Origin of the sequence: Glaciecola sp. KUL10, from assembly GCF_003203515.1 — a bacterium.
In the GTDB taxonomy this organism is placed as follows: domain Bacteria; phylum Pseudomonadota; class Gammaproteobacteria; order Enterobacterales; family Alteromonadaceae; genus Glaciecola.
On record NZ_BGNG01000003.1, the window covers coordinates 191,442 to 216,228 of the forward strand.

The following is a 24,787-nucleotide window of genomic DNA, read 5'->3' on the forward strand; positions in this document are numbered from 1 at the left end:
TTATAAATTAAGTGCAGTGTAGAACGCTAACTTACACAGAACACGCTTAGCAATACCCAAAAGACATCAGTCTTTCGTAGCGTTCTTCTAATAGCGTTTCAGTCGGTAAACTTGAAAGCTGAGCTAACTGTTGTTTGATACACGCTTTTAGGTTAGCGGCCATGCCATCATAATTTCGGTGAGCCCCGCCAAGAGGTTCTTCAACGATACTGTTTATCAAGCCAAGCTCTTTTATTTGAGGTGCACTGACGCCCATAGCTTCCGCGGCGACAGATGCTTTTTCAGCGCTCTTCCATAGGATAGAAGCACAGCCTTCTGGGGAAATAACCGAGTAGGTAGAATACTGCAACATGTTGACTCTATCGCCCACACCAATGGCTAATGCACCGCCAGAACCACCTTCGCCAATCACTGTGCAGATAATGGGCACAGTTAACTCTGCCATTACCTTTAGGTTCATCGCGATCGCTTCACTTTGACCACGCTCTTCGGCGCCCACGCCAGGATAAGCGCCAGGGGTATCAATGAAAGTAATGATAGGTAGGTTGAATCGCTCAGCCATTTTCATCAACCGTAAAGCTTTGCGGTACCCTTCAGGTTTAGGCATACCAAAGTTACGTTTTATTTTTTCTTGCGTGTCTCGACCTTTTTGATGGCCGATGATCATCACTGGAATGTCGTCTAATTTAGCAATGCCACCAATAATAGCTTTGTCATCCGCATAGGCACGGTCACCAGCTAATTCATCAAACTCGGTGACTAATCTGTCAATATAGTCTTGGGTGTATGGACGCATAGGATGACGTGCAATCTGGCTAATTTGCCAAACACCTAAACCATTGAAGATCTTTTTAGTTAACTCAGCTGTTTTTTCACGTAAGCGAGAAATCTCTTCTTCAATGCTCACATCAAACTCACCACCTTGGTTGATGATGCGCAGCTCTTCTATTTTGGCTTCGTATTCAGCAATTGGCTGTTCAAAATCCAAAAATTGTAAACTCATGAGTAATCCTGATTGTGTTAAGTGGTTATCTTATTTCCACTTTAATTAAATATTAATTCGACTTGTTCAGCGCCTAGCATATGCGATAAATCGCTCAGTAATTGGTCTTCTGGTTGTACATACCATTTTGCACCGGCGTTAATATCAACTTGAGCATCAGTGTGCTTAAGTTGAATTCTTAGTGGACAAGTTCCATTGCTGTAGTCTTGTAAAATACCTTGTAGCTTAGCGATACCCGAGACACTGCACAACTCTTGTGGCAGTTTTAAACTCAAATATTTGGCGTATTTTTCACGCGCTTGCATCAATGTCATTACATCTCTGGCGTTTATTGTATTTTGCCCAGAGAATTCATCAAAGCTGACCTGTCCGCTGACCCATAATAATTGGTCTGAACTCAAGATTGATTCATATTGTTCAAACACGTCTGGGTAAAAGCGCACATCCATGCGACCCGACTTATCGTCTAGTGTTACGATCCCCCAACGACGACCTTTTTTATTCACCATCACTCTGACACTGAGCACCAAACCACAAGTCGACACGGCATTGTCTTTGTTAGTGGGTTTTAAGTCATTAATGCGCAAATCAGCATAATGCTTAACTTCGCGTAAATATTGATTGATTGGGTGGCCGGTTAGATACAAGCCTAATGTCTCTTTTTCACCGTCTAAGCGAACTTTTTCAGACCATTGTGCTACTTGAGCATATGCCGCTTCAACTTCATCGCTTTCGACCGCTAGACCAAATAGGTCAGTCTGCCCAGAAAGATTATTTTTGGCTTGTTGACTGGCGGCATCTAAGGCATTTTTAATTGAAGCAAGCAGTGATGCTCTGTGCGTGCCAAAGGTATCCATTGCTCCCGCTAATACGAGTTTTTCTAACACGCGTTTATTGACTTTTTTAACGTCGACCTTTGCGCAAAAATCAAATAAATCGTCAAATTTACCTTGTTGCTCACGCGCTTGAATAATGGCTTCGACTGGGCCTTCACCCACGCCTTTTATTGCGCCAATACCATAGACAATTTCGCCGTGTTCATTAACCGTGAATTTATATTGCCCCGCATTTAAGTCAGGTGGCAAAATAGTTAAGCCCATATTGCTACACTCGTCCACTAGGGTCACGATTTTATCCGTGTTATCCATATCCGCTGACATTACCGCGGCCATGAATTCAGCAGGATAATGAGCTTTTAACCAGAGTGTTTGATATGACACCAGTGCATAGGCAGCGGAGTGAGATTTATTAAAGCCGTAGCCCGCAAACTTTTCAACTAAGTCAAAGATTTTGGCAGCAAGGTCTGGCTCAATGTTGTTATTAGCCGCACCGTCTTGAAATGAAGCGCGTTGTTTAGCCATTTCTTCGGGCTTTTTCTTACCCATTGCTCGGCGTAACAAATCAGCGCCGCCAAGAGAATAACCAGACATCACTTGCGCGATTTGCATGACTTGCTCTTGGTATAAAATAATGCCGTAGGTAGGCTCTAGTATTTCCCTAAGACACTCGTGTTGGTATTCAGCATCTGGGAACGAGATTTCTTCTCTGCCGTGTTTACGGTCAATGAAGTTATCAACCATGCCTGATTGCAATGGCCCCGGTCTAAACAACGCTACAAGTGCAATAATGTCTTCAAAACAGTCAGGCTTGAGCCGCTTAATAAGGTCTTTCATACCGCGAGATTCCAGCTGGAATACTGCGGTGGTTTCTGCGTTTTGTAAAACAGTAAAAGAACGTGGGTCTTCTAGTGGAATTTGCGAGATATCAATCTCTTTACCCTGTACCTCTTTAACCATATCCAATGCCCATTGGATAATCGTCAATGTACGTAGACCTAAAAAGTCAAACTTCACGAGGCCGGCTGTTTCGACATCATTTTTATCAAACTGGGTGACAGGATTTTTACCTTCATCGTCACAATAAAGCGGTGAAAAATCGGTAATCGTGGTTGGTGATATAACAACTCCACCCGCGTGTTTTCCTGCATTTCGTGTGACTCCCTCAAGGAAACGCGCGGTATCAATTAGGTCTTTTACTTCTTCGTCTTCGTCATAAAGCTCTGGCAGTCTAGGCTCAACTTCGAATGCTTTTGATAATGTCATGCCCGGATCAGGTGGGACAAGTTTAGATATTCTATCGACAAACCCATAGGGATGACCAAGGACTCGGCCAACGTCTCGAATGACGGCTTTGGCGGCCATTGTTCCGAAGGTGATGATTTGCGATACCGCGTCACGTCCATAGATATCTGCAACGTGATCGATCACCTCATCACGTCTGTCCATGCAAAAATCGATGTCAAAATCAGGCATAGAAACACGTTCTGGGTTGAGAAAACGCTCAAACAGCAAGTCAAATTCTAGGGGATCAAGGTCGGTAATATCCAAGGCATAAGCAACTAATGAACCCGCGCCAGATCCGCGACCGGGGCCAACAGGAATACCATTGTCTTTACTCCATTGAATAAATTCCATCACGATCAGGAAGTAACCAGGGAAGCCCATTTGGTTAATAACTTCCAGTTCGATCGCTAAGCGTTCGTCGTATTCGGGACGTTTTTCTTTGCGCGCTTCTTCATCTGGGAATAGTTTAGCCAGTCGCCTTTCTAAGCCTTCTTCGGAAACTTTGACCAAGAAGTCCTCGGTTGTCATTTCACCTGTTGGAAATTGAGGTAAAAAATACTCTCCCAGTCTTATTTCAACATTGCATCGGCGGGCTATTTCGATTGTGTTTTCGCATGCTTCAGGAACATCACTGAACAGTTCGCACATCTCTTCAGCGCTTCGCATATATTGCTGTTCGCTGTAATTTTTTGGTCGTCTAGGATCGGCTAGCGTATAGCCCTCACTGATACAGACTCTGACTTCATGTGGGTCAAAACCCTCTGGTTCATTAAAGCAGACTTCGTTAGTTGCAACTACCGGAAGATCATTGGCTAGTGCAAATTCAACGGCACGATGCACGTAGTCTTCTTCACCATCGCGGCCTGTTCTGACCAATTCAATATAATAACGGTCTGGAAAATAACGCTTAAAGAAGTTTGCGGCTTTGAGCGCATCCTCTTGATTGTTTTTGGTCAAAGAAATGCCTAAATCACCTTTTGTAGCCCCAGATAATACAATTACGCCTTCGTTATGCTCTTCTAACCATTTTTGGCAAACTACTACCTTATGATCAACATGCCCCTGCTGATATGCTTTTGATATCAATAAAGTGATGTTTTTATAGCCCTCAATATTTTGAGCTAATAAGGTCAGCCTGGTGATTTCGCCTTGGCAGATATCAGAGAGTAACCAAATATCGCAACCAATAATGGGTTTTATACCCATTGAAAACGCATTTGAGTAATATTTAACGAGACCACACATATTCATTTGGTCGGTGATTGCAATTGCCGGCATATTTAACTCGGCGGTTTTGCTCAATATTGGCTTGACCTTATTTAGGCCATCCATCATTGAAAAATCACTGTGGACACGCAAATGAACAAAAGCTGATGACACGCGATAACCTCTTATTATTTTAATTTTTTGGGAGCTCTTATCAGCCCCTCAAACTTTTCAAGCGCCTCTTTGACGGGCTTGAAACTTGTACGATGACACCACAATGGACCAAACTCATTTATCGCTTCAAAATGCGCTTTAGTCGGGTAACCTTTGTGTTTATTAAATCCATACTCTGGATACATTAAATGAAGTTCATTCATCTGTTCATCGCGAAACACTTTCGCAACGATGGATGCAGCAGAAATTTGCTCGAACTTATCGTCTCCCTTGACGACTGCTTCGCTTGAATATGACCAGTCTGGCACGCGATTGCCATCCACTAAGACATGATCGGGCCTTACATTCAATCCATCGACCGCGCGTGTCATCGCCAACATTGTCGCATGCAATATATTGAGCTGGTCTATTTCTTTAGGAGTGGCAATGCCTATATTCCATGATAACGCGTTTTGCTTAATTTCGTTAAACAGAAAATTACGTTTCTTTTCAGTTAATTTTTTTGAATCTCGCAAACCCAGAATCGGTTTATTGGGATCTAAAATAACGGCACACGTAACTACATCACCCACTAGCGGGCCTCTGCCGACCTCATCTACACCAGCTATATTTGTTGTGTTCATTTAGCTGTATTCTCTAATAAACGCTGAATTGCCTCTGCAGACTTCTTATCTGCACCCAATCTAAGTCGGCTATGAATATTATTAAACTCATCAATAAGTTTTGGTAATTGGGTGAGCTTGTATTCATCATTCAAATACAAAGCAAGTTGTTTACACATTAATTCTGGGTTGACATCTTCTTGCAGCAACTCAGGTACCAGTAGTTTATCAGCTAAAATATTGGGCAATGCAAAATAGTTAGGTTTGTAAAGCCGCTTCATGATTTTATAAGTCAAAGTAGACATTTTATAAGTAACCACCATCGGCTTTTTGCATAGCATAGCCTCTAGTGACGCGGTCCCGGACGCAAGAAGCACTGCATCACTTGCAAGCATAACTTCCCGAGCACTCTTTTCTGTCACCTGTAAATCAAAAGGTGTATCGCTTGCTTCAATAATTGAATGGATTTGTGATGCACGCGCCTTATTAGCGGCAGGAATGATTACCTTTAAGTGCTCACTCTTGTCAAGTCCGAGTTTTTTGATTAGCAGAGTGGCTGTTTGTAAAAAAACAGGTAACAAGCTAGCCACCTCTTTAGCTCGACTACCCGGCAAAAGAGCTAAACACTTCTGCTCCATTTTTAACGAAAACATTTCTCTAAAAGAATTAAAGTCCGGGGAAATATCGATTGCATCGGCCATGGTATGACCTACATATTGGTAGCAGTGTTTATATTTGTCATATATCGCTTTTTCGAAAGGAAATATTCCTAAGACTAAGTCACATGCATTTATGATTTTATAAATTCGCTTTTCTCGCCACGCCCACACCGTTGGAGAAACATAATGGACAGTTTTGATGCCTTGTTTCTTTAAATAGGTTTCTATCGAAAGGTTAAAGTCTGGAGCATCAACGCCTACAAATACGTCTGGAGGATTATTGACAAAGTGCTGTTTGATACTCTTTCTAATTGATAACAGGGTAGGTAAATGCTTTAAAACTTCTACCAAACCCATGACTGAAAGCGAATCCATATCATATAACGAAACAAAACCTTCGGCTTGCATATGCTTGCCACCAATACCTTCAAATACAGCGTCAGGGTAAAGCAACTTAAGCTCTCTGATTACACCGGCGGCTAACACATCCCCTGATGGCTCGCCCGCTATGATTGCGATACGTTTTACTGTCATCAAGGCCTCTGGCTTTTATAAGGTGTTAAAGATATAAAATTAACGGATAATACCGCGCTTAGCGCTTTGAAGAAAAATATGAAGTATTTCGACTTCTGGATGCGCTTCAGTCATTTGTGATAGCTCTTCTAAAGCCTCATCAGTTGTATAGCCTTTGCGATAAATCGTTTTATAAGCCCGTTTTATTGCCATTACGGCATCTGACGAAAATCCTCTACGCTTTAACCCTTCCGAATTTATGCCTTGCGGAATGTGTTTCAGTCCACTTACCATTACATAGGGAGGGACATCTCGGAGAATAACCGCACCACCTCCGGTAAAAGCGTGAGAGCCAATATGACAGAACTGATGAACCGCCGTCATACCGCCCAATATAACAAAATCACCTATGTGTACATGCCCAGCAACAGTTGCATTATTCGCAAAAATATTATCATCACCGACCATACAATCATGCGCAAGGTGCGTATTCACCATCATCAAATTACGGCTACCAATTTTTGTTAAACTTTGATCTTGGGTAGTGCCTCTATGAATTGAGCAAGACTCACGAAAAACATTATCATCGCCTATTTCAAGGTAAGTTGTTTCGCCTGCATATTTCTTATCCTGACAGTCTTCACCGATAGAGCAAAACTGAAAGAACACATTGTTTCTGCCGATTTTTGTGTGACCTTTAATCACGACATGCGACTTCAGTTCGCAGTTGTCACCAATTTCGACGTGATCACCAACAAGACAAAACGGGCCAATGGTAACATTGTCACCAATTTTCGCATTCTCAGAAACGATAGCAGAAGGATGTATCATCACATATCTCTCATAGCACACATGAACTCGGCGACACACACCTCGTCACCATCAACAGAAGCAATGCCTGAGAACTTCCATATTCCACGACGTTCTTTGATGATTTCAACATCAAGTTGAAGTCTATCTCCAGGTACAACAGGCCTTTTGAATCTTGCTTTGTCAACACCAGCAAATAAATAAAGCTTATCACTTGCACCCATACTCTTAAATCCAAGAACCCCGGCCGCTTGCGCCAGCGCCTCTAATATCAAAACCCCCGGAAAAATCGGTTGCCCTGGGAAATGGCCTGTGAAGCAAGGCTCATTAATTGTAATGTTTTTATATGCACTAATCGATTTTTCAACTTCATAGTCAGTGACGCGATCTACCAGTAAAAATGGATAGCGATGCGGAAGTAGATCCATGATTTCGCATATTTCGATAGAATTCAATGAGTTTGCCAAAATTTCTCCTTAAAGCCGCAATGGCAATGGTACATGCATGTACCAGTAAGCGTGTAAAACGGACGCGTAAGATACGCGCTATTGTCGTAAAAACAAATCAGACCAACGCAATGTTGGCCTGATTATTTTCTTTAACGTTCGTCTCGCTACATTTACTAGCGTAGATATTAGCGTTACTTAGCTTTACTGACTTGTTCTTGTACTTTCTGAGAAATGTCGTGTTCTGTTTTAGCGAATGGAACCGCCGTTGCGTTTAACACCATGTCATAATCTTCTTTTGCCGCAATACCGTCGATAGCTTGTTTGATAAGTCCCAATAGCTTGTTGCGTTCTTCACCTTGGCGACGCTCAATGCTTTGCTGCAGAGGTTGTCCAGTTTGCTGCAACTCGTCACGAAGTGCGATGATCTGCTCTTGGAGGGCTTTTTGCTCATCTTCAGACATTGTCGCAGATTCACGTTGAAGCTTTTGTACTAGGAAATTAAACTCTTCTTGCTTACTATTCACTGCTTGAATTTGGTCTTTAAACTCTTCTTGAATGCGAACTTGGATATCAGCTAGTTGCGGCAAAGATTGAATGACTGCTTGCACATCAACAACTGCAATCTTTTGTTCTGCCATCACAGGCGCGCTAACCAAAGAAGCACTCAAAAATGCGCCAGCTAATAGTGTTTTAGTAAATGTTTTCAAAGGAAACTCCTATCTTTAAATTCTGTTATTTTTATTATTTGCTCTTCTTTGAGCGCTATAATGTTTGTGTAAGTGATTGCTCAATATACGGTTTAAAATGTTGAGCCTATATTAAATGTGAAGAACTTTGGATTATCTCCGTCTCTTTCATTTATCGCTCTTGAGAAGCTAAACACCATAGGACCCATCGGTGATATCCATTGTACCGAAATACCAGCAGAACTTCTAAATTGTTTCCAATCGCTATAATCACCCAATGCTTCTGGCTGAGAGTTGAGAGTTCTTACATATTCTAGATCTTTAATTGAGTCGTAATCAAATTCGGTGTCCCAAACATTACCGATATCAAAAAATATACTAGTACGAACTGAATTGTCTAATTCAACGTCCATGAATGGTGTAGGAACAATTAACTCTAAACCTCCTAACGCCATTGCGTTGCCCCCTAGGCTTCTGCTTGAAAGTGCAATTCGGTCAGTGTCAGGGCTACCTATTATAGGAAGACCATTTGGACCTGTTATCACTGAAGAAGCAGAGCGCTGGACCCCTCTAGGACCAACCGTGTTGTTTTCAAATCCACGTAATGTATCAGCACCACCAGCAGTGAAGTTTTCGGTAAACGGTAATATTTGATCGATACCTTCATTAGTTCCATAACCGTTACCATACCCTAAACGCATGCGCGCTAAAAATGACCAACGTTGATTACGAGATAATGGAAAATAAAACTTGGTATCCGCAATGAATTTAAAATAGTTAACGTCAGAGTTCGGTGTTGTGATGCTAAACGAGGCATTTTGAGATGACCCGTCAGTCGGGAATAGACCTCTATTTAGTGTTGAACGACGCCATGAAACAGAAGCAAGGAAACTTTGATACTTAATTGAAGCGTCTGGGTCATTTGGATCTCTAAATTGGTCATAGAAGCGCGTTGTTTGCTCATACGCATTGCTTTGTGCAAACAACTCAACATTTGCGTATGTCAAACCAAAGTTAATGCGGTTAACTTCGTTGATGGGGTAGCCAATATTTGCGCCGACCGAATAGCGCTTACTGTCGTATTGTATGATACCAAAATCACCGCCATCGAATTCACTGTAACCGATCGAGCCACCCAAACTAATGCCATCGATTGTAAAATAGGGGTCTGTGTAACTGATTTGAGCCGATTTTTGATAAGAAACGGTTGAAAGGTTTACGCCAATTCGCTTACCCGTGCCCAAGAAGTTATCTTGTTGGATACCAGCATTAAGGCTCAATTTCGTATTATCACCATATCCGATTCCCGCATTAAATGAGCCTGAAGGCTGCTCTTTAACGGTAAAATCGACGTCAACTTTATCATCGACACCCGGTATGCGCAGCGTTTCAAATTCCACTGATTCCATATATGTCAGGCGAGATAACGCTGATTTTGAACTCTCTAATAAAGGTTCTGACAGCCAAGTTCCTTCCAACTGACTTACATTTTGACGTAATACTTCGTCAGCAGTAATGGTATTGCCTTTAAAGTTGATTCGGCGAACATAAATTCGCTTACCCGGATCAACTGACAATGACAACTTGACGGTTTTATCTTCTTCATTAATGTCTGGGATTGTCGTGACGGTCGGATAAGCATAACCAAATCGCCCTAAATACTTGCTTATAAACTCTTCTGTATATGTTACTTCCGCTTGGTTATACATATCGCCAGACTTTATTGGCAGTACAGAGCTAATAAAGTCTTCAAAACCTAGTAAATCACCTATCAACTCAACTTCCGACACATTATATTGCTCCCCCTCATTTACATTAAGGGTCACATATATTCCGTCTTTTTCGGGTGTCATTGATACTTGAGTAGATTCGATTTCAAACCTTAGGTAGCCGCGATCTTTGTAATAACTGGTGATCGTCTCCATGTCTCCCGACAGCGTTTGCTGTTGATAACGCGTTTCGGACATGAAATCCCACCAAGGAGTACCAAATTGTAATTCCATCTGGGACAGCAATTCTTGGTCATCATACACTTCGTTTCCAACAATATTAATTTGCTGCAATTCTGCCGAGTCACCTTCCTCAAACAACAATTTCAAGTCAACTCGGTTTCGAGGAAGAGGCGTAACAATGGCGCTAACATCGGCATTATACTTACCGATACTATAAAAGAAGTCTTTGAGGCCATTTTCAATCGACGTCAACACCGTACGGTCAAGCGGTTCACCAATACGAATGTTTGAACCGTCTAGGCTTTCTTGTAACTGCTCATCTTTTATATCATCGTTGCCATCAAACACGATGTTACTAATTGTAGGGCGCTCTGAAACTCTAACTATTAACGTATTTCCATCTCTTAGTATTTCAACTTTTTCAAAGTGCGTTGAAGAATATAAAGAACGAATCAATTGGCTAACGCGAAATGGGTTAAGTTGATCGCCGACTTGAACAGGCAAATAAGTTAAGGCCGCACCAAGGGCTACTCGCTGCAAACCCTCAACTTTGATGTCTTCAACTACGAATTCGGCATTACCTTGCGAGAGCGCTACACTCGAATAACCTAATAATAAGACTGCTAATATTTGTTTTAACTTCATTAAAAAATTTTCTTCCACTACATTATTTAGGTTAGGTGATACGCAAAATATCGTTAAAAATCGCGGTTGCCATCAACATAAATAGCAATACACCACCAATTCTAAACCCAACTTCCTGAACCGCCTCTGAGACCGGTTTTCCCGTTATCCACTCGATGCAAAAATACATAAGATGACCACCGTCTAGCATCGGTAACGGCAATAAATTAACTATTCCTAGGTTCACACTTATAAGCGCTAAAAAGCCCAAAAATGCCACAATTCCATAACTAGCACTCAACCCAGCGCCTTGAGCGATTGATATCGGCCCACTCAAATTTTTAACCGAAACATCACCTGTAATAAACTTTCCAAGCATTTCCACACTTACAGTCATTAAACGCCATGTGCGTTGCCAACCTTGGACAAACGCATCGATAGGCCCTACTCGGTTATTGTCGATGTAGTCTTCGGGCCATGCTTGCGTTTGCGGCACGACACCTAAAAAGCCTTTTTCTTGTCCTTGAATTTCTCGGGCGTCGATTGTAGCCGACAATGTGACACGATTACTATCCCTAAGCACCTCAATTGCAACAGTTTGATAAGGACGGCTTTCTATATAGTCGACTATTTGGCTCCATTCATCTGCGAAGGTTCCATCTAACTTTACAATTTTATCTCCTGCTTGGATGCCCGCTCTACTTGCAGCTGAATCTGGCGCAATTGCGAAGATGGTAGTGATCGGCTCAGGAGAGTACGGCGTAAGCCCAAGAGATTCAAAAATACTTTGCTGATCAGGATCAAAGCGCCAATCAGATGTGCTTAAAACATATTCTTCAACACGCCCCGATGGAGTTTGCACCGCAAGTGGTATAGCAGACTTTCCTATAAATGACATTAATTCTAGGTTCACTGCTTGCCAATCCATCGTTTCGTTTTTCCCGATCCTGATGATTTTGTCACCTTTCTCAATGTTAATCTGCGAAAAATACGAGTTATCAGCTATTTGCCCAACAATTGGTTTGGCATATTGTGTACCTATCATTAACATTATCATGAGCACGAACGCGGCAAAAATGAAGTTCACTCCCGGTCCTGCTGCTACAATCGCAAAGCGCTTCCATACTTTTTGTTGATCAAAAGACAGGTGTTTTTCTTCAGCTTTTACTTCATCTACTCTTCCATCTAACATTCTTACGTAACCGCCTAACGGAATAGCCGCGATCACAAATTCCATGCCTGTCGACGTAATTTTTTGATAAATCGGTTTACCGAACCCAATGGAAAAACGCAGTACCTTCACACCACACTTACGAGCGACATAATAATGCCCCCATTCATGCACAGCTACCAGTATCCCGAGCGCTACAATAAATGATAATAGGTTCCAAATAAAAGCACTCATTAGCTCAATGCCCTTATCACAGTATTCGCGCTAGCCCTTGCCAACGCATCATGTTCGAGTATTTGTTGTATAGACGTCATTTTTGAACAAGGGATAGTCTCCAATACAGTCTGATTAACTTTTGCTATATCAGTAAATGTAATTTCTTTGCGTAAAAATGCGTCAACAGCCACCTCATTTGCCGCATTGAGCCGCGTTGTCGCTGACTGACCTTGTTTACATGCTTCTATACACAGATACAAATTTGGGTACTTTTCTTTGGTTGGTTGACTGAACGTAAAGTCTTTGAGAGTCGAAAAGTCTAAAGGTTCAACACCTGAGCTGATTCTTTTTGGGTAACTCAGACCGTATGCGATAGGAGTGCGCATATCTGGATTACCCATCTGCGCAATTACTGAACCGTCAAGATATTGAACCATCGAATGGATGGTACTTTGAGGGTGCAATACAACTTCAATATCTTTTTCTTTAAGACCAAAAAGCCATTTTGCTTCAATAAATTCTAAGCCTTTGTTCATCATAGAGGCCGAATCCACTGATATTTTTTGTCCCATATCCCAATTGGGGTGGGCACAAGCTTGTTCTGGTGTCACTTCGGAAAGCTCTTCAGCGTTCAAACCGATAAATGGGCCACCTGAACCTGTGAGCAATATTTTAGAAATACCATGCTCAGCAACTTTCCCATATTGATAATCTCTTGGTAAACATTGAAAAATAGCATTATGTTCGCTATCAATTGGCAGAAGACTTGCACCGAATTCATTTACCGCATCGATGAAAATTTCACCCGACATCACCAATGACTCTTTATTCGCTAGCAATACAGTTTTACCAGCTTTCACCGCTGCCATGGTCGGCAACAGTCCAGCAGCACCTACGATTGCCGACATGACTGTATCAACTTCGGCAGCACGACAAACATCATTAAGAGCTTCATTCCCAACAAGTAATTCTGCTTTACAATTACTTTTGGATAATACTTGCTTTGCCTTAGCAAACGCGTCTTCATCAGAAACTACGACATATCGCGGATTAGTCACCTCAGCCAAGGCTATCAACTTATCAATCTGACGATGACCAGTTAAAGCGAACACTCTAAATTTATCAGGATGACGATTAATCACATCAATAGTGTTAACCCCAATAGAACCGGTCGCGCCCAGTATCGTTACTGTTTGCATGTTAGATGAAGTGTTGTGACCATCGCTTTTATTTAAATTCATTTGATAAGGCTAATCTAGGCCATCCACAACACGTAACAAAAGGCAAAAACTGGAAACGCCGCGGTTAAGCTATCGATTCTATCCATAACACCACCATGACCGGGTAAAAGTTTCCCACTATCCTTTATGCCCGCACAACGCTTAAACATACTTTCATTTAAGTCGCCTAATGCAGATACACCCACCGTGACAACACCTACGATGAAGTGCAACCAAATACGCGAAGGGTCAACCTGATAATGAAGGGCAGCAAATGCAATGATCGCTAGTGAAGCCATCACACCACCGAACAGACCCTCGGTACTCTTTCCTGGTGATACATTTGGCCGCAATTTATGTTTCCCAAACTTAACTCCGACAAAAAATGCACCGATATCGGCAGCCCACACAATACCAAGAACATAAAAGATTAAAGATGCGCCATACAAGTCATCTACTTCGTACAAACTTGTTCGCAAGCTAACAATCGCTACCCAAGTGGGTACCAACGTTAGAATACCAAAAAATGCGCGAATCGTTATATTATCTGTCCAGCCAGAGCTATACTTGGGGTAAGTCAAAATCATACACAGCGAAACTGCCCACCACACAGCCGCAATGGCGAGGATATAAAAATACAGTGAATTTAACTCACCTTGAATCCAAATTTTATCACCATCCACTGCCAAAATAAGTAAGCCACAAATTGCTGAGACAATAACAGTGAAGCCAGCTTTAAAAGGGCGAGAAGAAATGCCTGACATGTTGGCCCACTCATAAGCACCAAGCGCAACAACACCAGCAATGACGAACTTGAAGCCTTCAATGGGGAGATATAGTATTGCCGCTAGAGCGAGCGGAGCGAGCACAATCGCAGTGAGAATTCGCTGTTTAAGCATTATGCTCTCCAAGACTATCTGCAGTAATCTGATCGCCTGTTAGGCCAAAGCGCCGCTGGCGTTGAGCGTAATCAATAACGGCTTCAGCAAATACCGTCTCATTGAAATCGGGCCAAAGCGTCTCACAAAAATAAAATTCTGCATATGCACATTGCCATAGAAGAAAGTTACTCACACGATGGTCGCCACCAGTGCGAATAAGTAAGTCTAGCTCAGGTATATCAGGCGTCGAGGTATAGTCAGAAAAACTTGCCTCATCAATTTCTTCGATACTCATATTGCCAGAAGTAACTTCATTGCAAATTTTCTTAGCCGCGTTGACAACATCCCATCGCCCACCATAATTTGCGGCGATATTAAGCGTCAATGCGTTATTGTTTTGTGTAAGGACTTCTGCTTTCTTTATTTTTTCTTTCAATTTATCACTGAAAGCGTCCACGTCCCCAATTACCTTCAGCTTTATATTGTTCTTGTTGAGCTTACTAACCTCTCTGGAAAGTACTAAATCAAAAAGACCCATCAAGATCGACACTTCATCTTCCGGCCGCTTCCAGTTCTCGCTACTAAAAGCAAACAGTGTGAGTGCCTTGATTCCGTGCTTTCGAGCAAAGGTAACGGAATCACGCACTGCATCAACGCCGGCCTTGTGGCCAAATGTTCGATGCTTTCCTTTTTGTTGTGCCCAGCGACCGTTGCCATCCATTATGATAGCGACATGTTGTGGCATTTGCCCTTGCGTTGAGAGCGTTTCTATACTTGTCAAAGACAAGAGCTATACTTCCATCAGCTCTTTTTCTTTATCAGCAAGTATCTTGTCAACCTGCTTGATAAAGTCGTTGGTAAGAGATTGAATGTTTTCTTCTCCAGCCCGACTTTGATCTTCACTGACTTCTTTTTCTTTAAGTAATTCTTTGATATCGCTGTTTGCATCACGTCGAATGTTTCGGATGGCGACTCTGCCTGATTCAGCTTCAGCGCGCACAACTTTTATCAAGTCTTTCCTGCGCTCTTCAGTCAATGCTGGCATTGGGATGCGAATTGCACCACCTGCACTCATAGGGTTTAGGCCTAAATCAGATTGCATAATTGCTTTTTCAACAGCTTGAATTGCGCTCTTGTCGAAAACAGAAAGCGCTAATGTCCGGTTATCTTCTGCAACAATATTAGCGAGTTGTTTTAACGGCGTATTGGTGCCGTAATAAGGCACCATAATGCTGTCTAGCAAACTTGGGTGAGCGCGACCTGTGCGAATCTTACTTAGCTGGCTGCGAAGCGCTACAATACTTTTTTCCATGCGCTCCTGCGCATCCATTTCAATTTCATCAATCACGTTGTGTAATCCTTATTTATTTTCTACTTTTTCTGGATGACAAATAGTGGTGCCTTCGTCGCCGCCTAAAACAACACTCTTAAGGCAACCTGGCTTATTCATATTAAATACACGTATTGGTAAATTATGGTCTCGAGCAAGAGTAAAAGCTGAAAGATCCATCACTTTCAATTCTTTTTCTAGCACTTCTTGATAGCTGATTTGCTTTAATAAAACCGCATCAGGGTTTTTAACCGGATCTTCGTTGTAAACACCATCAACTTTTGTCGCCTTAAGTACAGCGTCAGCTTCGATTTCAATACCGCGTAAACATGCTGCTGAATCAGTGGTGAAGAAAGGGTTGCCAGTACCGGCTGAGAAAATAACTACTCGTCCTGCTTTCAATAGACTAATTGCGTCAGTCCAGTTGTATGAATCACATACACCGTTAAGAGGGAAAGCAGACATGAGGCGAGCATTTACAAAGGCTCTATGCAAAGCATCACGCATAGCAAGGCCATTCATCACAGTGGCTAGCATGCCCATGTGATCGCCAACTACGCGATTCATACCCGCTTTGGCAAGGCCTTCGCCTCTAAACAGGTTGCCACCACCAATAACCAAACCAACTTCAATGCCCAATTCTACTAATTCTTTAATTTCGAGCGCCATGCGATCTAATACCTTAGCGTCGATACCAAACTCTTCATCTCCCATCAATGCTTCGCCGCTAAGCTTAAGCAAAATTCGTCGATAGGCTGATTTGGGCGTAATACTCATGTTAGCGTGATCCTATGTAAGTTCGATTTATCCGCGTTATTGTATAATTTTGTTTATCGAATCGCATGTACTTATTTAGATTTTTTTATTTTTTGCGGGAATGGTTTTGAGTTTGAGTGGTTTTTGTTTGTTTTTTGGGTTTTTGATAAACGATTTTGCAATGCAAAAATTAACGGTGATTCAATTAAACTATAGAGCATGCACTACCAAAGAACATTCAGCGCGTCAGATGAACCCTAAGCATTCATAAAAGCTTCCAACACAGGACGTGTTGGCAGCAGCGGCCATGGATGGCGCACAGCGGTTTTATGAATGCTTAGGGTTTATCTGGCAAAAGCTGAATATTGCTTACGGAGTGCGGTGGTTGATGTGAGGTTTGCTAAGTTCCAAGGAGATTCCCTTTTTCAAGGGAATGACGATTCTTCGATGCTGCATTGGTTAATGGCGTTTCTTGATGTTTCATTTTTTGATGAAAAAAAAGCACCCATTGGGTGCTTTTAAAAAGATTCAAACAAAGCTTACTTTTTAGCAGCTTCCATTTGTGCCGCCACTTCAGCAGCAAAATCTTCAGATTTCTTCTCGATACCTTCACCCACTTCAAAACGGATAAAGTTAACAACATCAGCGCCTTTGCTCTTAAGCAATTGCTCAACTGATTGAGAAGGATCTTTAATGAACGCTTGGCCAGTTAGACTGATTTCGCCAGTGAATTTCTTCATGCGACCAGCAACCATCTTCTCAGCGATATCAGCTGGCTTGCCAGACTGAACAGCGATGTCGATTTGGATTTCTTTCTCTTTTTCAACAACTTCAGCAGGCACATCAGCAGGCTTAACGAACTGAGGACTTGCAGCAGCAACGTGCATAGCGATATCTTTTGCTAGCTCTTCATCACCACCGTTTAGGATAGCAATTACGCCGATACGACCGCCGTGAACGTATGCACCAAGGTTATCACCTTCAACGTTGATTACACGACGAGGTGAGATGTTTTCACCGATTTTAGCTACCAATGCGTCACGAACAACAGTTACAGTTGAACCTTCAAGCTCAGCTGCATTTAATGCGTCCATGTCATTGATGTTGCCAGCAGCTGCTACGTCAACAAGTTTGTTACCGAAAGCTAAGAAACCTTCGTCACGAGCAACGAAGTCTGTTTCACAGTTTACTTCGATCATTGTTGCTCTACCGTCAGCTACTTTAGTAAGGATCACACCTTCAGCTGCGATACGACCTGCTTTTTTAGCCGCTTTAGCTTGACCAGACTTACGCATGTTTTCAATTGCTAATTCGATGTCACCATCAGTCTCAACAAGCGCTTTTTTACAATCTAACATGCCAGCGCCAGTGCGCTCGCGAAGTTCTTTAACCAGTGCTGCAGTCACTGCCATTTTCTTATCCTCAAAATCTGTCTAGAATTTAGAAAAAGGGAGCGGATGCTCCCCTTTTAAACTTGCTTAATCAAAACCTACGATGGTAAGTCTCGACAAAAACTTAAAACGCGCTTATTCAGCCGCTTCTACGAAGTCGTCTTTACCCGCTGCTGCAATTGCAACATCAGCATTACGACCTTCAAGAACAGCGTCTGCTGCAGCGTTAGTGTACAACTGAACCGCACGGATCGCATCGTCGTTACCAGGGATAACGTAGTCAACACCGTCTGGGTTTGAGTTTGTATCTACTACACCCACAACTGGAATGCCCAAGTTGCGCGCTTCGTTTACTGCAATGTGCTCATGATCAGCATCGATAACAAAGATCACGTCTGGAAGACCGCCCATGTTTTTGATACCACCTAAGCTGCTTTCTAGCTTAGTCATTTCGCGTTGAAGCATCAGTACTTCTTTTTTGGTAAGCTTATCAAACGTACCGTCTGCGCTTTGCGCTTCAAGGTCTTTAAGACGCTTAATCGACTGACGAACTGTTTTCCAGTTAGTCAACATTCCACCTAACCAACGCTTGTTCACGTAGTATTGACCAGATTTGATTGCTGCTTCTTTTACTGCTTCACTTGCTGCACGCTTAGTACCAACAAACAATACTTTGCCTTTCTTGTTAGAAACACTTGAAAGGTAGTTCAACGCTTCGTTGAACAAAGGAACTGTTTTTTCTAGGTTGATAATGTGAACACGGTTACGTGCGCCAAAAATGTATTGAGCCATTTTTGGGTTCCAGTAACGAGTTTGGTGACCGAAGTGAACGCCTGCTTGAAGCATGTCGCGCATTGAAACATTTGCCATGATAATTTTCCTGTAATTGGGGTTAGGCCTCCATATACCCCTTCGCTCGATCTTCATTTTTATCGCAATGCTTTAAAAAATCAGACACCCCGAGTTCAGTGTCGGTATATGTGTGTTTTAAGTAAAAATGTACTGTATAAACTCGAACATAAACCGCATATATCCAGTCATCATTCGAACAGCGCGCGCTTTATATCATTTTGAACCCACTTATTCAACAAAAAGCTTTACTGAAGTTTGTAATGTCGCTGTACACAAAACTCACTAAAAGTTAAACTTATGCCCGAAAACATAGAATTCTACACCAGAGTCTCTTGACTCCAACGAGGTTAATTTTGGCAATAACGATTAAAACACCTGAAGAAATCGAAAAAATGCGGGTAGCTGGAAAGCTGGCGTCTGAAGTATTAATGATGATTGGCGAGCACGTGAAAAAAGGCGTGACGACAGGTGAGTTAGATAAGATTTGTCACGATTATATAGTAAACGAACAACATGCGATCCCCGCGCCCTTAAACTATGGAAACCCTCCGTTTCCAAAATCGATTTGCACTTCGGTAAACCACGTTATTTGCCACGGTATTCCCGGCGACAAGAAACTCAAAGACGGAGATATCGTGAACATCGACGTGACGGTAATAAAAGATGGCTATCACGGCGATACCTCCAAAATGTTTGTCGTTGGAAAGCCAAGTATTCTTGCAGAGCGTCTTATTAAGGTCACTCAAGAAAGCCTTTACAAGGCAATTCGAATTGTAAAACCAGGCGTAAGACTAGGGGATATTGGTCATATCATCCAGACTTATGCCGAATCTCATAAATACTCGATTGTTCGCGAGTATTGTGGACATGGTATTGGTGCAACGTTCCATGAGGATCCTCAGATTGTCCATTATGGAAAACCGAATACTGGAGAAGTAATAAAAGCAGGTATGTGCTTTACGATTGAACCGATGATAAATGCAGGCAAGCGTTATTCAAAAATTCTGCCTGATAATTGGACCGTTGTGACTAAAGATAGAAGTTTAAGCGCTCAATGGGAACATACTTTACTCGTCACTGAAACGGGGGTTGAGATTCTAACGCTAAGAGATGAAGAAACAATAGATAGAATAATAAACCACAGCTAATTCAGCGTTATCCAAATCAATCATCAGCAACATTCAATTTTATTGAACTGTCAGCACAATGGCGGTCGCGCATAAAGCGCAAGGAGTAAAAGTGACGATTAATGCACTAATGGAAGAAATCAACCAGATTGACTCCATCGATAATATCGCGGCTTTTAAAGCTAGCGTTGCACATCATTATGAATATTTAAACGAACAATTTGATCAAGTTCACGTCGACGAATTAGTCACCGCGAGATCAGACTTGGTCGATGCATTGTTATGTAAGGCTTGGTCATTACTCTCTCTTGACTTGGAAAACAAGCTAACCTTATGTGCTGTCGGTGGATATGGTAGAGGTCAACTTCAACCCTACTCAGATATCGACTTATTGATACTTTCTGAAAAGAGAATCAATAAAGAAATTGAAGAAAAAGTGGGTGTATTTATCACCTTTTTATGGGATATCAAACTCGATGTAGGTCAGTCGGTAAGGACGATTAGTGAATGTTGCTCTTTAGCCAAAGACGACATCACGATTGCCACAAACCTTGTTGAAGCTAGAGTGCTTATTGGGTGCGAGTCTACCTTTGAAAAATTGATGGACAAAGTAAGTCACCCACGAATTTGGTCTAGTAAAGATTTCTTTTTAGCCAAACGCCATGAACAAATAGAACGTCACCGAAAATTTAACGATACCTCATATAACTTAGAACCGAATGTGAAAGAGAATCCAGGATGTCTACGTGATATCCAAAATATAGGCTGGATAGCTAAAAAGCATTTTCGCGAATATGACGGCATGACACTCATCGGTCACGGTTACTTTACCGAAGTCGAGCATGCTGAATTAATTGAGTGCCGTTCGAATCTCTGGCGAATTAGGTTTGCCCTTCATTTAGTAGCCAAACGAAGTGAAAACAGGCTGCTATTTGATTATCAAACGGACGTGGCAGCATTTCTGGGTTATGGAGACGGCAAAGCTGCTGTCGAAAAAATGATGAAAATGTTTTTCAGAATAGTTCGTCGTATTACTGAACTGAACAATATGTTGGTTCAACGTTTTCACATGGATGTCTTAGGGCTAAAGATTAAGAAAACAAAGCGCTTAAACGAGTCTTTTTCAATATGTGACACATTGATTTCACCCTCGCACTCAGATGTTTTCAAAAAGCCGTCTGATATTCTCGATTTCCTCGACTTAATCAGTGAACACGAAGAAATTAAAGGCTTAGACGCTGACTGTATTCGTCAATTACGAAACGCTCGACGCAAGTTTCAAGATCAGTACTATCACGAATGTGCCGATTGCCGAGTTAGATTTATCAAATTAATGAAAAAACCATATTTTTTCAGGTTCGCTTGGGATGTAATGTATCAGTACGGCATACTTCAGTCGTATTTGCCTGAGTGGGATAAAATCGTAGGCATGATGCAATTTGATTTGTTTCACGCATACACGGTTGATGAGCATACCCACCGACTGGTAAAACACGTCTATCGTTATTTTGTAGAGCCAGCTACCTTTCCTCGTTGTCATCGAATAGTTAAAGATCTTGATAAGCCTGAGCTTCTTTTTATTGCGGCGATTTTTCATGATATTGCAAAAGGCCGTGGAGGCGATCATTCGACACTTGGTGCTGAAGATGTCGCAGTCTTTTGTAAAGCTCACGATCTCTCTGAATCAGATAGCCAAATTATCGCTTGGTTAGTTGAGCACCATCTACTAATGTCAGTAGTTGCTCAACGTCGGGATATATATGATCCAGACGTGATCGAGCAATTTGCCACATCGATGAAAAGTCAAAGTCACTTAAAAATGCTTTACGCCCTAACACTTGCAGATATTCGAGCTACCAACGATAACTTGTGGAACGATTGGAAATCATCGTTATTAAGAGAGCTATTTTTGTTAACCCAACAAGCCTTAGAGAATGGCTTAGAGTGTGAAGTCACATTAGATCAACGAATCAATGAGCACAAAGAAAAAGCTAATGCATTATTAAGAGATGCTGGTGTCAGTGTGCAACAAGCTGATACCTATTGGCGACAAATGTCGAAAGACTATTTTGCAAGGTTTAAGCCCATCCAAATCGCATGGCATACCCAAACAATTGTGGGACACGGCGCTGTCGATGCAGAAGATTTCTTGGTTGCAGCCAGTGACACGACATCAAAAGCAGGCACAGAGCTCTTGATTTACTGCAAAGACCGCCCTGCTCTTTTTGCTCAAATAGCTTCAGTATTAGATAGTCGGAATTGTTCTATCCATGACGCACAAATCACCGTCACTTCTGAAGGCAACGTATTTGATAGCATGATAATCTTAGATCAAGACGGCGAGAGACTTAGCTCAGAAAGCCAAATCAACAATCTATGTGATGCTGTTCGTTCACAATTGTTGAAGCCCGGGCGTTCTCACGCTAACAAGCGCAAGATGTCAAGGCAAATGAAACAACTTGATGTACCGACTAAAGTTCGGTTTTACTCTAGCCAAGACGATGCAACCCTAGTCGAGCTAGAAGCGCTAGATGCGCCAGGCTTGTTAGCTAAAATTGGTCACCTTTTTGTCGACTTAAATATCACATTGAAGCTTGCCAAAATTCAAACTATTGGCGAGCGAGCAGAAGATGTCTTTATCGTATCGAATGAAGACGGAAGAGCATTGACCCAAGATCAAGAAGTAACCTTGAAAAAACAACTTATCCTTAAACTAGACCAACCAGAAGTGAATCACGCAATATGAACCAGTTACAATCAATTATTGAACATGCATTTGAAACACGCGATAGTTTTACCGCGGCAACTGCCTCTGACGAAATTAAAAATGCCGTTAGCGAGTGTATTGAGTTACTCAATACAGGAAAAGGCCGTGTTGCAGAAAAAATTGATGGTAAGTGGCAAGTTAATGATTGGCTAAAAAAAGCCGTATTACTTTATTTTAAATTACACGATAACAAGATTGTTGAAGGTGCAGAGTCAAATTACTACGATAAAGTACCACTGAAATTCGAAAATTATGATGAAGCTAGATTTGCAGCAGAGGGCGTGCGTGTTGTGCCACCAGCAGCAGTTAGAACAGGTACTTTCCAAGGCAAGAACGTTGTACTAATGCCATCTTATGTCAACATCGGTGCCTATGTAGACGAAGGTACGATGGTTGATACATGGGTAACCGTAGGCTCGTGTGCGCAAATAGGCAAAAACGTACATCTTTCTGGCGGTGTAGGAATTGGTGGTGTATTAGAACCACTGCAAGCAAACCCCACCATTATCGAAGATAACTGTTTTATCGGTGCGCGCTCAGAAATTGTAGAAGGCGTTATTGTTGAGGAAGGTGCGGTGATTTCAATGGGTGTTTATATCAGCCAATCTACACGTATATACGACCGCGAAACTGGTGAAATTACATATGGTCGCGTGCCTGCGGGCGCAGTAGTCGTGTCGGGAAGTCTACCAAGCGAATGTGGTACTCATAGTCTTTATGCAGCAATCATCGTCAAACGTGTTGATGAGAAGACCAAGGCGAAAGTCGGTATCAATGAAATACTTCGCGGTGCTGAGTAGTATTTCCAGCCAATAAACCCATTTTTTATGAGCCTGAAGTACTCTTTAAGTACTTCAGGTTTTCTATTCAACGAATGGGCCGATTAAGACTCAATTAATTGCGGAACTAGATTTTCTAGCCAAGGAACCACTTCCTCTTCGGCCGCAAGTGTCTCGATTGCATCCACCTCTAGCATCTCAGCAACAGGTTTACCTTGTAATTCAGTCAATAATTCTTGAAATTGCTTCCCTGCTCCACAGTAACTTTCACCGTAACTGCTATCACCTAACGCGGCGACAGCAAAAGGTTTGCTGTTCATCATTGGAAACTCATCCCTTAAATCTGAAAAAAACAATTCAAGATTAGGTGGGACATCGCCCTGACCGGTTGTGGATGTAATGACTACAACCGCATAAGCATCAACAAAATCTGATATTTCGGGGTCAGTAAACACTTCACTTTCGATACCATGTTTTTCGAACATCCCGCTTGTTTCTTCAGCGACATGTTGAGCATTCCCATACACTGAGCCTGCAAAAATACTAATTTTAGCCATGTTACTTCCTTTAATAATGCTTCTAGTCTTGATGACTCATCAGACCTGAATAAATGATTTTTCAGGACTATAAATGGACTCAGTTTCAACATCAAATAAATCCACAAGTTTTTGCAAATCCAGGCTTGGCGCAGACTTTACATTTAACACACACTGTTTATAGGGATGAAAGCATTGAAATTGAACTGCGCCCAATGCTAACTGGCGAAAATCAAGGACTTGGCGAGCAAATCTATTTTGCGTGCCATCACCATGAGTGGTATCACCTATTATAGGGTGCCTAATATGCGCCATATGTCGTCTCAACTGGTGTTTTCTCCCCGTTACTGGACACAACTGAACCAATGAGAACCTTGCCTGCTGATAACGTCCGACAGGTTCTGGCACCTCAATTTTGGCTAACCGGCGACCACAAGTGACTGCCGATTGTGCTTCTTTATTTTGTTTTGCCTTTGCATCCGTCTTTTTATCTAACTTTTCTTTTAAAGCATAATCAATATCAATTTTTGCTGGCGCATAGCCACGCAACACTGCGAGGTACGTTTTATGGGTTAACCCTTGTTCAATTACCGCAGAAAAGTCTTTTGCGCTCTGGCTGGACAGCGCGAATAAAATGATCCCGCTTGTTGGCTTGTCTAATCTATGCAAAGGGTAAACGTATTGACCAATTTGGTCGCGTAAAACCTGCATCAAGTAAACCGTTTCATGTCTATCAATCATGCTTTTATGCACAAGCATATTCGCTGGTTTGTGCACGGCGACTAGATGTTCGTCTTGGTAAAGTATCTTTATTTCTTGAGTGTTATTGGTCATTCGAGTTGCAGTTGAATATCTAGAGTAAACTCGGCTAGTTTACGTTGTTTTTTTGAGTTGAGGTGGTTTTTATTATTAGTATTCGTCAGTTCCAAAGATCTTACTCGCTTGATACTATTGCCCCTC

21 protein-coding genes are annotated in these 24,787 nt (G+C 42.0%); 3 read left to right on the forward strand and 18 right to left on the reverse strand.

What is annotated here, in order from left to right:
• Positions 1-46: 46 nt before the first annotated feature.
• From accA to rpsB, 16 genes are all read right to left on the reverse strand, one after another.
• Positions 47-1,003, reverse strand: coding sequence for an acetyl-CoA carboxylase carboxyl transferase subunit alpha (accA, locus tag KUL10_RS07060; protein WP_110428213.1), 957 nt, complete (start codon positions 1,001-1,003; stop codon positions 47-49).
• A 41-nt stretch (positions 1,004-1,044) separates the two neighbouring features.
• Complete coding sequence (gene dnaE, locus KUL10_RS07065; RefSeq protein WP_110428214.1) at positions 1,045-4,506, reverse strand: DNA polymerase III subunit alpha; 3,462 nt, start codon at positions 4,504-4,506, stop codon at positions 1,045-1,047.
• Between the two features lie 14 nt (positions 4,507-4,520).
• Positions 4,521-5,129, reverse strand: a complete 609-nt coding sequence (gene rnhB, locus KUL10_RS07070) for a ribonuclease HII (RefSeq protein WP_110428215.1) — start codon at positions 5,127-5,129, stop codon at positions 4,521-4,523.
• Positions 5,126-6,301: a lipid-A-disaccharide synthase gene (gene lpxB / locus KUL10_RS07075; RefSeq protein ID WP_110428216.1), complete on the reverse strand. Its 1,176-nt coding sequence runs from the start codon at positions 6,299-6,301 to the stop codon at positions 5,126-5,128. The genes rnhB and lpxB overlap by 4 nt, the downstream gene beginning before the upstream one ends.
• A 39-nt stretch (positions 6,302-6,340) precedes the next feature.
• Positions 6,341-7,111 carry an acyl-ACP--UDP-N-acetylglucosamine O-acyltransferase gene (gene lpxA / locus KUL10_RS07080; RefSeq protein WP_110428217.1) on the reverse strand — a complete coding sequence of 257 codons (771 nt, stop codon included), beginning with the start codon at positions 7,109-7,111 and terminating at the stop codon, positions 6,341-6,343.
• Entirely contained in the window at positions 7,111-7,557 is a 447-nt protein-coding gene (gene fabZ / locus KUL10_RS07085; protein WP_110428218.1) for a 3-hydroxyacyl-ACP dehydratase FabZ, read from the reverse strand. Before fabZ ends, lpxA begins: the two co-directional genes overlap by 1 nt.
• A gap of 173 nt (positions 7,558-7,730) precedes the next feature.
• Positions 7,731-8,246 (reverse strand): OmpH family outer membrane protein, encoded by a 516-nt coding sequence (locus tag KUL10_RS07090; protein WP_110428219.1) that lies wholly within the window; start codon positions 8,244-8,246, stop codon positions 7,731-7,733.
• A 92-nt stretch (positions 8,247-8,338) separates the two neighbouring features.
• Entirely contained in the window at positions 8,339-10,822 is a 2,484-nt protein-coding gene (gene bamA / locus KUL10_RS07095; RefSeq protein ID WP_110428220.1) for an outer membrane protein assembly factor BamA, read from the reverse strand.
• Between the two features lie 31 nt (positions 10,823-10,853).
• Positions 10,854-12,206: a sigma E protease regulator RseP gene (gene rseP / locus KUL10_RS07100; protein WP_110428221.1), complete on the reverse strand. Its 1,353-nt coding sequence runs from the start codon at positions 12,204-12,206 to the stop codon at positions 10,854-10,856.
• Positions 12,206-13,387, reverse strand: a complete 1,182-nt coding sequence (gene ispC, locus KUL10_RS07105; protein WP_110428412.1) for a 1-deoxy-D-xylulose-5-phosphate reductoisomerase — start codon at positions 13,385-13,387, stop codon at positions 12,206-12,208. Before ispC ends, rseP begins: the two co-directional genes overlap by 1 nt.
• A 56-nt stretch (positions 13,388-13,443) precedes the next feature.
• Positions 13,444-14,307 (reverse strand): phosphatidate cytidylyltransferase, encoded by an 864-nt coding sequence (locus KUL10_RS07110; protein WP_110428222.1) that lies wholly within the window; start codon positions 14,305-14,307, stop codon positions 13,444-13,446.
• A complete protein-coding gene (uppS, locus tag KUL10_RS07115) occupies positions 14,300-15,034 on the reverse strand; it encodes a polyprenyl diphosphate synthase (protein WP_110428413.1) in 735 nt (244 codons plus the stop codon). The genes KUL10_RS07110 and uppS overlap by 8 nt, the downstream gene beginning before the upstream one ends.
• A gap of 45 nt (positions 15,035-15,079) precedes the next feature.
• Complete coding sequence (gene frr / locus KUL10_RS07120) at positions 15,080-15,637, reverse strand: ribosome recycling factor (protein WP_110428223.1); 558 nt, start codon at positions 15,635-15,637, stop codon at positions 15,080-15,082.
• A gap of 12 nt (positions 15,638-15,649) precedes the next feature.
• On the reverse strand, positions 15,650-16,396 hold the full coding sequence (gene pyrH / locus KUL10_RS07125) for a UMP kinase (protein ID WP_110428224.1): 747 nt from the start codon (positions 16,394-16,396) through the stop codon (positions 15,650-15,652).
• A gap of 518 nt (positions 16,397-16,914) precedes the next feature.
• A complete protein-coding gene (tsf, locus tag KUL10_RS07135; protein WP_110428226.1) occupies positions 16,915-17,787 on the reverse strand; it encodes a translation elongation factor Ts in 873 nt (290 codons plus the stop codon).
• A gap of 114 nt (positions 17,788-17,901) precedes the next feature.
• A complete protein-coding gene (gene rpsB, locus KUL10_RS07140) occupies positions 17,902-18,636 on the reverse strand; it encodes a 30S ribosomal protein S2 (RefSeq protein WP_110428227.1) in 735 nt (244 codons plus the stop codon).
• 335 nt (positions 18,637-18,971) lie between these two features.
• Here rpsB and map point away from each other — a divergent pair, with 335 nt between their 5' ends.
• From map to dapD, 3 genes are all read left to right on the forward strand, one after another.
• Positions 18,972-19,766, forward strand: coding sequence for a type I methionyl aminopeptidase (map, locus tag KUL10_RS07145; RefSeq protein WP_110428228.1), 795 nt, complete (start codon positions 18,972-18,974; stop codon positions 19,764-19,766).
• A 91-nt stretch (positions 19,767-19,857) separates the two neighbouring features.
• Positions 19,858-22,491, forward strand: coding sequence for a [protein-PII] uridylyltransferase (glnD, locus tag KUL10_RS07150; protein ID WP_110428414.1), 2,634 nt, complete (start codon positions 19,858-19,860; stop codon positions 22,489-22,491).
• Positions 22,488-23,312 carry a 2,3,4,5-tetrahydropyridine-2,6-dicarboxylate N-succinyltransferase gene (gene dapD, locus KUL10_RS07155; RefSeq protein ID WP_110428229.1) on the forward strand — a complete coding sequence of 275 codons (825 nt, stop codon included), beginning with the start codon at positions 22,488-22,490 and terminating at the stop codon, positions 23,310-23,312. Before glnD ends, dapD begins: the two co-directional genes overlap by 4 nt.
• An 83-nt stretch (positions 23,313-23,395) precedes the next feature.
• On the opposite strand, the gene KUL10_RS07160 is transcribed toward dapD, so the two are convergent.
• Positions 23,396-23,848, reverse strand: coding sequence for a flavodoxin (locus KUL10_RS07160; protein WP_110428230.1), 453 nt, complete (start codon positions 23,846-23,848; stop codon positions 23,396-23,398).
• A gap of 39 nt (positions 23,849-23,887) precedes the next feature.
• Positions 23,888-24,661 carry a pseudouridine synthase gene (locus KUL10_RS07165; RefSeq protein ID WP_110428231.1) on the reverse strand — a complete coding sequence of 258 codons (774 nt, stop codon included), beginning with the start codon at positions 24,659-24,661 and terminating at the stop codon, positions 23,888-23,890.
• Positions 24,662-24,787 lie beyond the last annotated feature (126 nt).

Excerpts from the sequence above, each read along its gene's own strand:
- KUL10_RS07160 (WP_110428230.1), bottom strand. The coding sequence starts at position 23,848 with ATGGCTAAAATTAGTATTTTTGCAGGCTCAGTGTATGGGAATGCTCAA.
- rseP (WP_110428221.1), bottom strand. The coding sequence starts at position 12,206 with ATGAGTGCTTTTATTTGGAACCTATTATCATTTATTGTAGCGCTCGGG.
- tsf (WP_110428226.1), bottom strand. The coding sequence starts at position 17,787 with ATGGCAGTGACTGCAGCACTGGTTAAAGAACTTCGCGAGCGCACTGGC.
- ispC (WP_110428412.1), bottom strand. The coding sequence starts at position 13,387 with ATGCAAACAGTAACGATACTGGGCGCGACCGGTTCTATTGGGGTTAAC.
- rnhB (WP_110428215.1), bottom strand. The coding sequence starts at position 5,129 with ATGAACACAACAAATATAGCTGGTGTAGATGAGGTCGGCAGAGGCCCG.
- accA (WP_110428213.1), bottom strand. The coding sequence starts at position 1,003 with ATGAGTTTACAATTTTTGGATTTTGAACAGCCAATTGCTGAATACGAA.
- lpxA (WP_110428217.1), bottom strand. The coding sequence starts at position 7,111 with ATGATACATCCTTCTGCTATCGTTTCTGAGAATGCGAAAATTGGTGAC.
- bamA (WP_110428220.1), bottom strand. The coding sequence starts at position 10,822 with ATGAAGTTAAAACAAATATTAGCAGTCTTATTATTAGGTTATTCGAGT.
- uppS (WP_110428413.1), bottom strand. The coding sequence starts at position 15,034 with ATGCCACAACATGTCGCTATCATAATGGATGGCAACGGTCGCTGGGCA.
- KUL10_RS07110 (WP_110428222.1), bottom strand. The coding sequence starts at position 14,307 with ATGCTTAAACAGCGAATTCTCACTGCGATTGTGCTCGCTCCGCTCGCT.
- rpsB (WP_110428227.1), bottom strand. The coding sequence starts at position 18,636 with ATGGCAAATGTTTCAATGCGCGACATGCTTCAAGCAGGCGTTCACTTC.
- dapD (WP_110428229.1), top strand. The coding sequence starts at position 22,488 with ATGAACCAGTTACAATCAATTATTGAACATGCATTTGAAACACGCGAT.
- lpxB (WP_110428216.1), bottom strand. The coding sequence starts at position 6,301 with ATGACAGTAAAACGTATCGCAATCATAGCGGGCGAGCCATCAGGGGAT.
- KUL10_RS07165 (WP_110428231.1), bottom strand. The coding sequence starts at position 24,661 with ATGACCAATAACACTCAAGAAATAAAGATACTTTACCAAGACGAACAT.
- pyrH (WP_110428224.1), bottom strand. The coding sequence starts at position 16,396 with ATGAGTATTACGCCCAAATCAGCCTATCGACGAATTTTGCTTAAGCTT.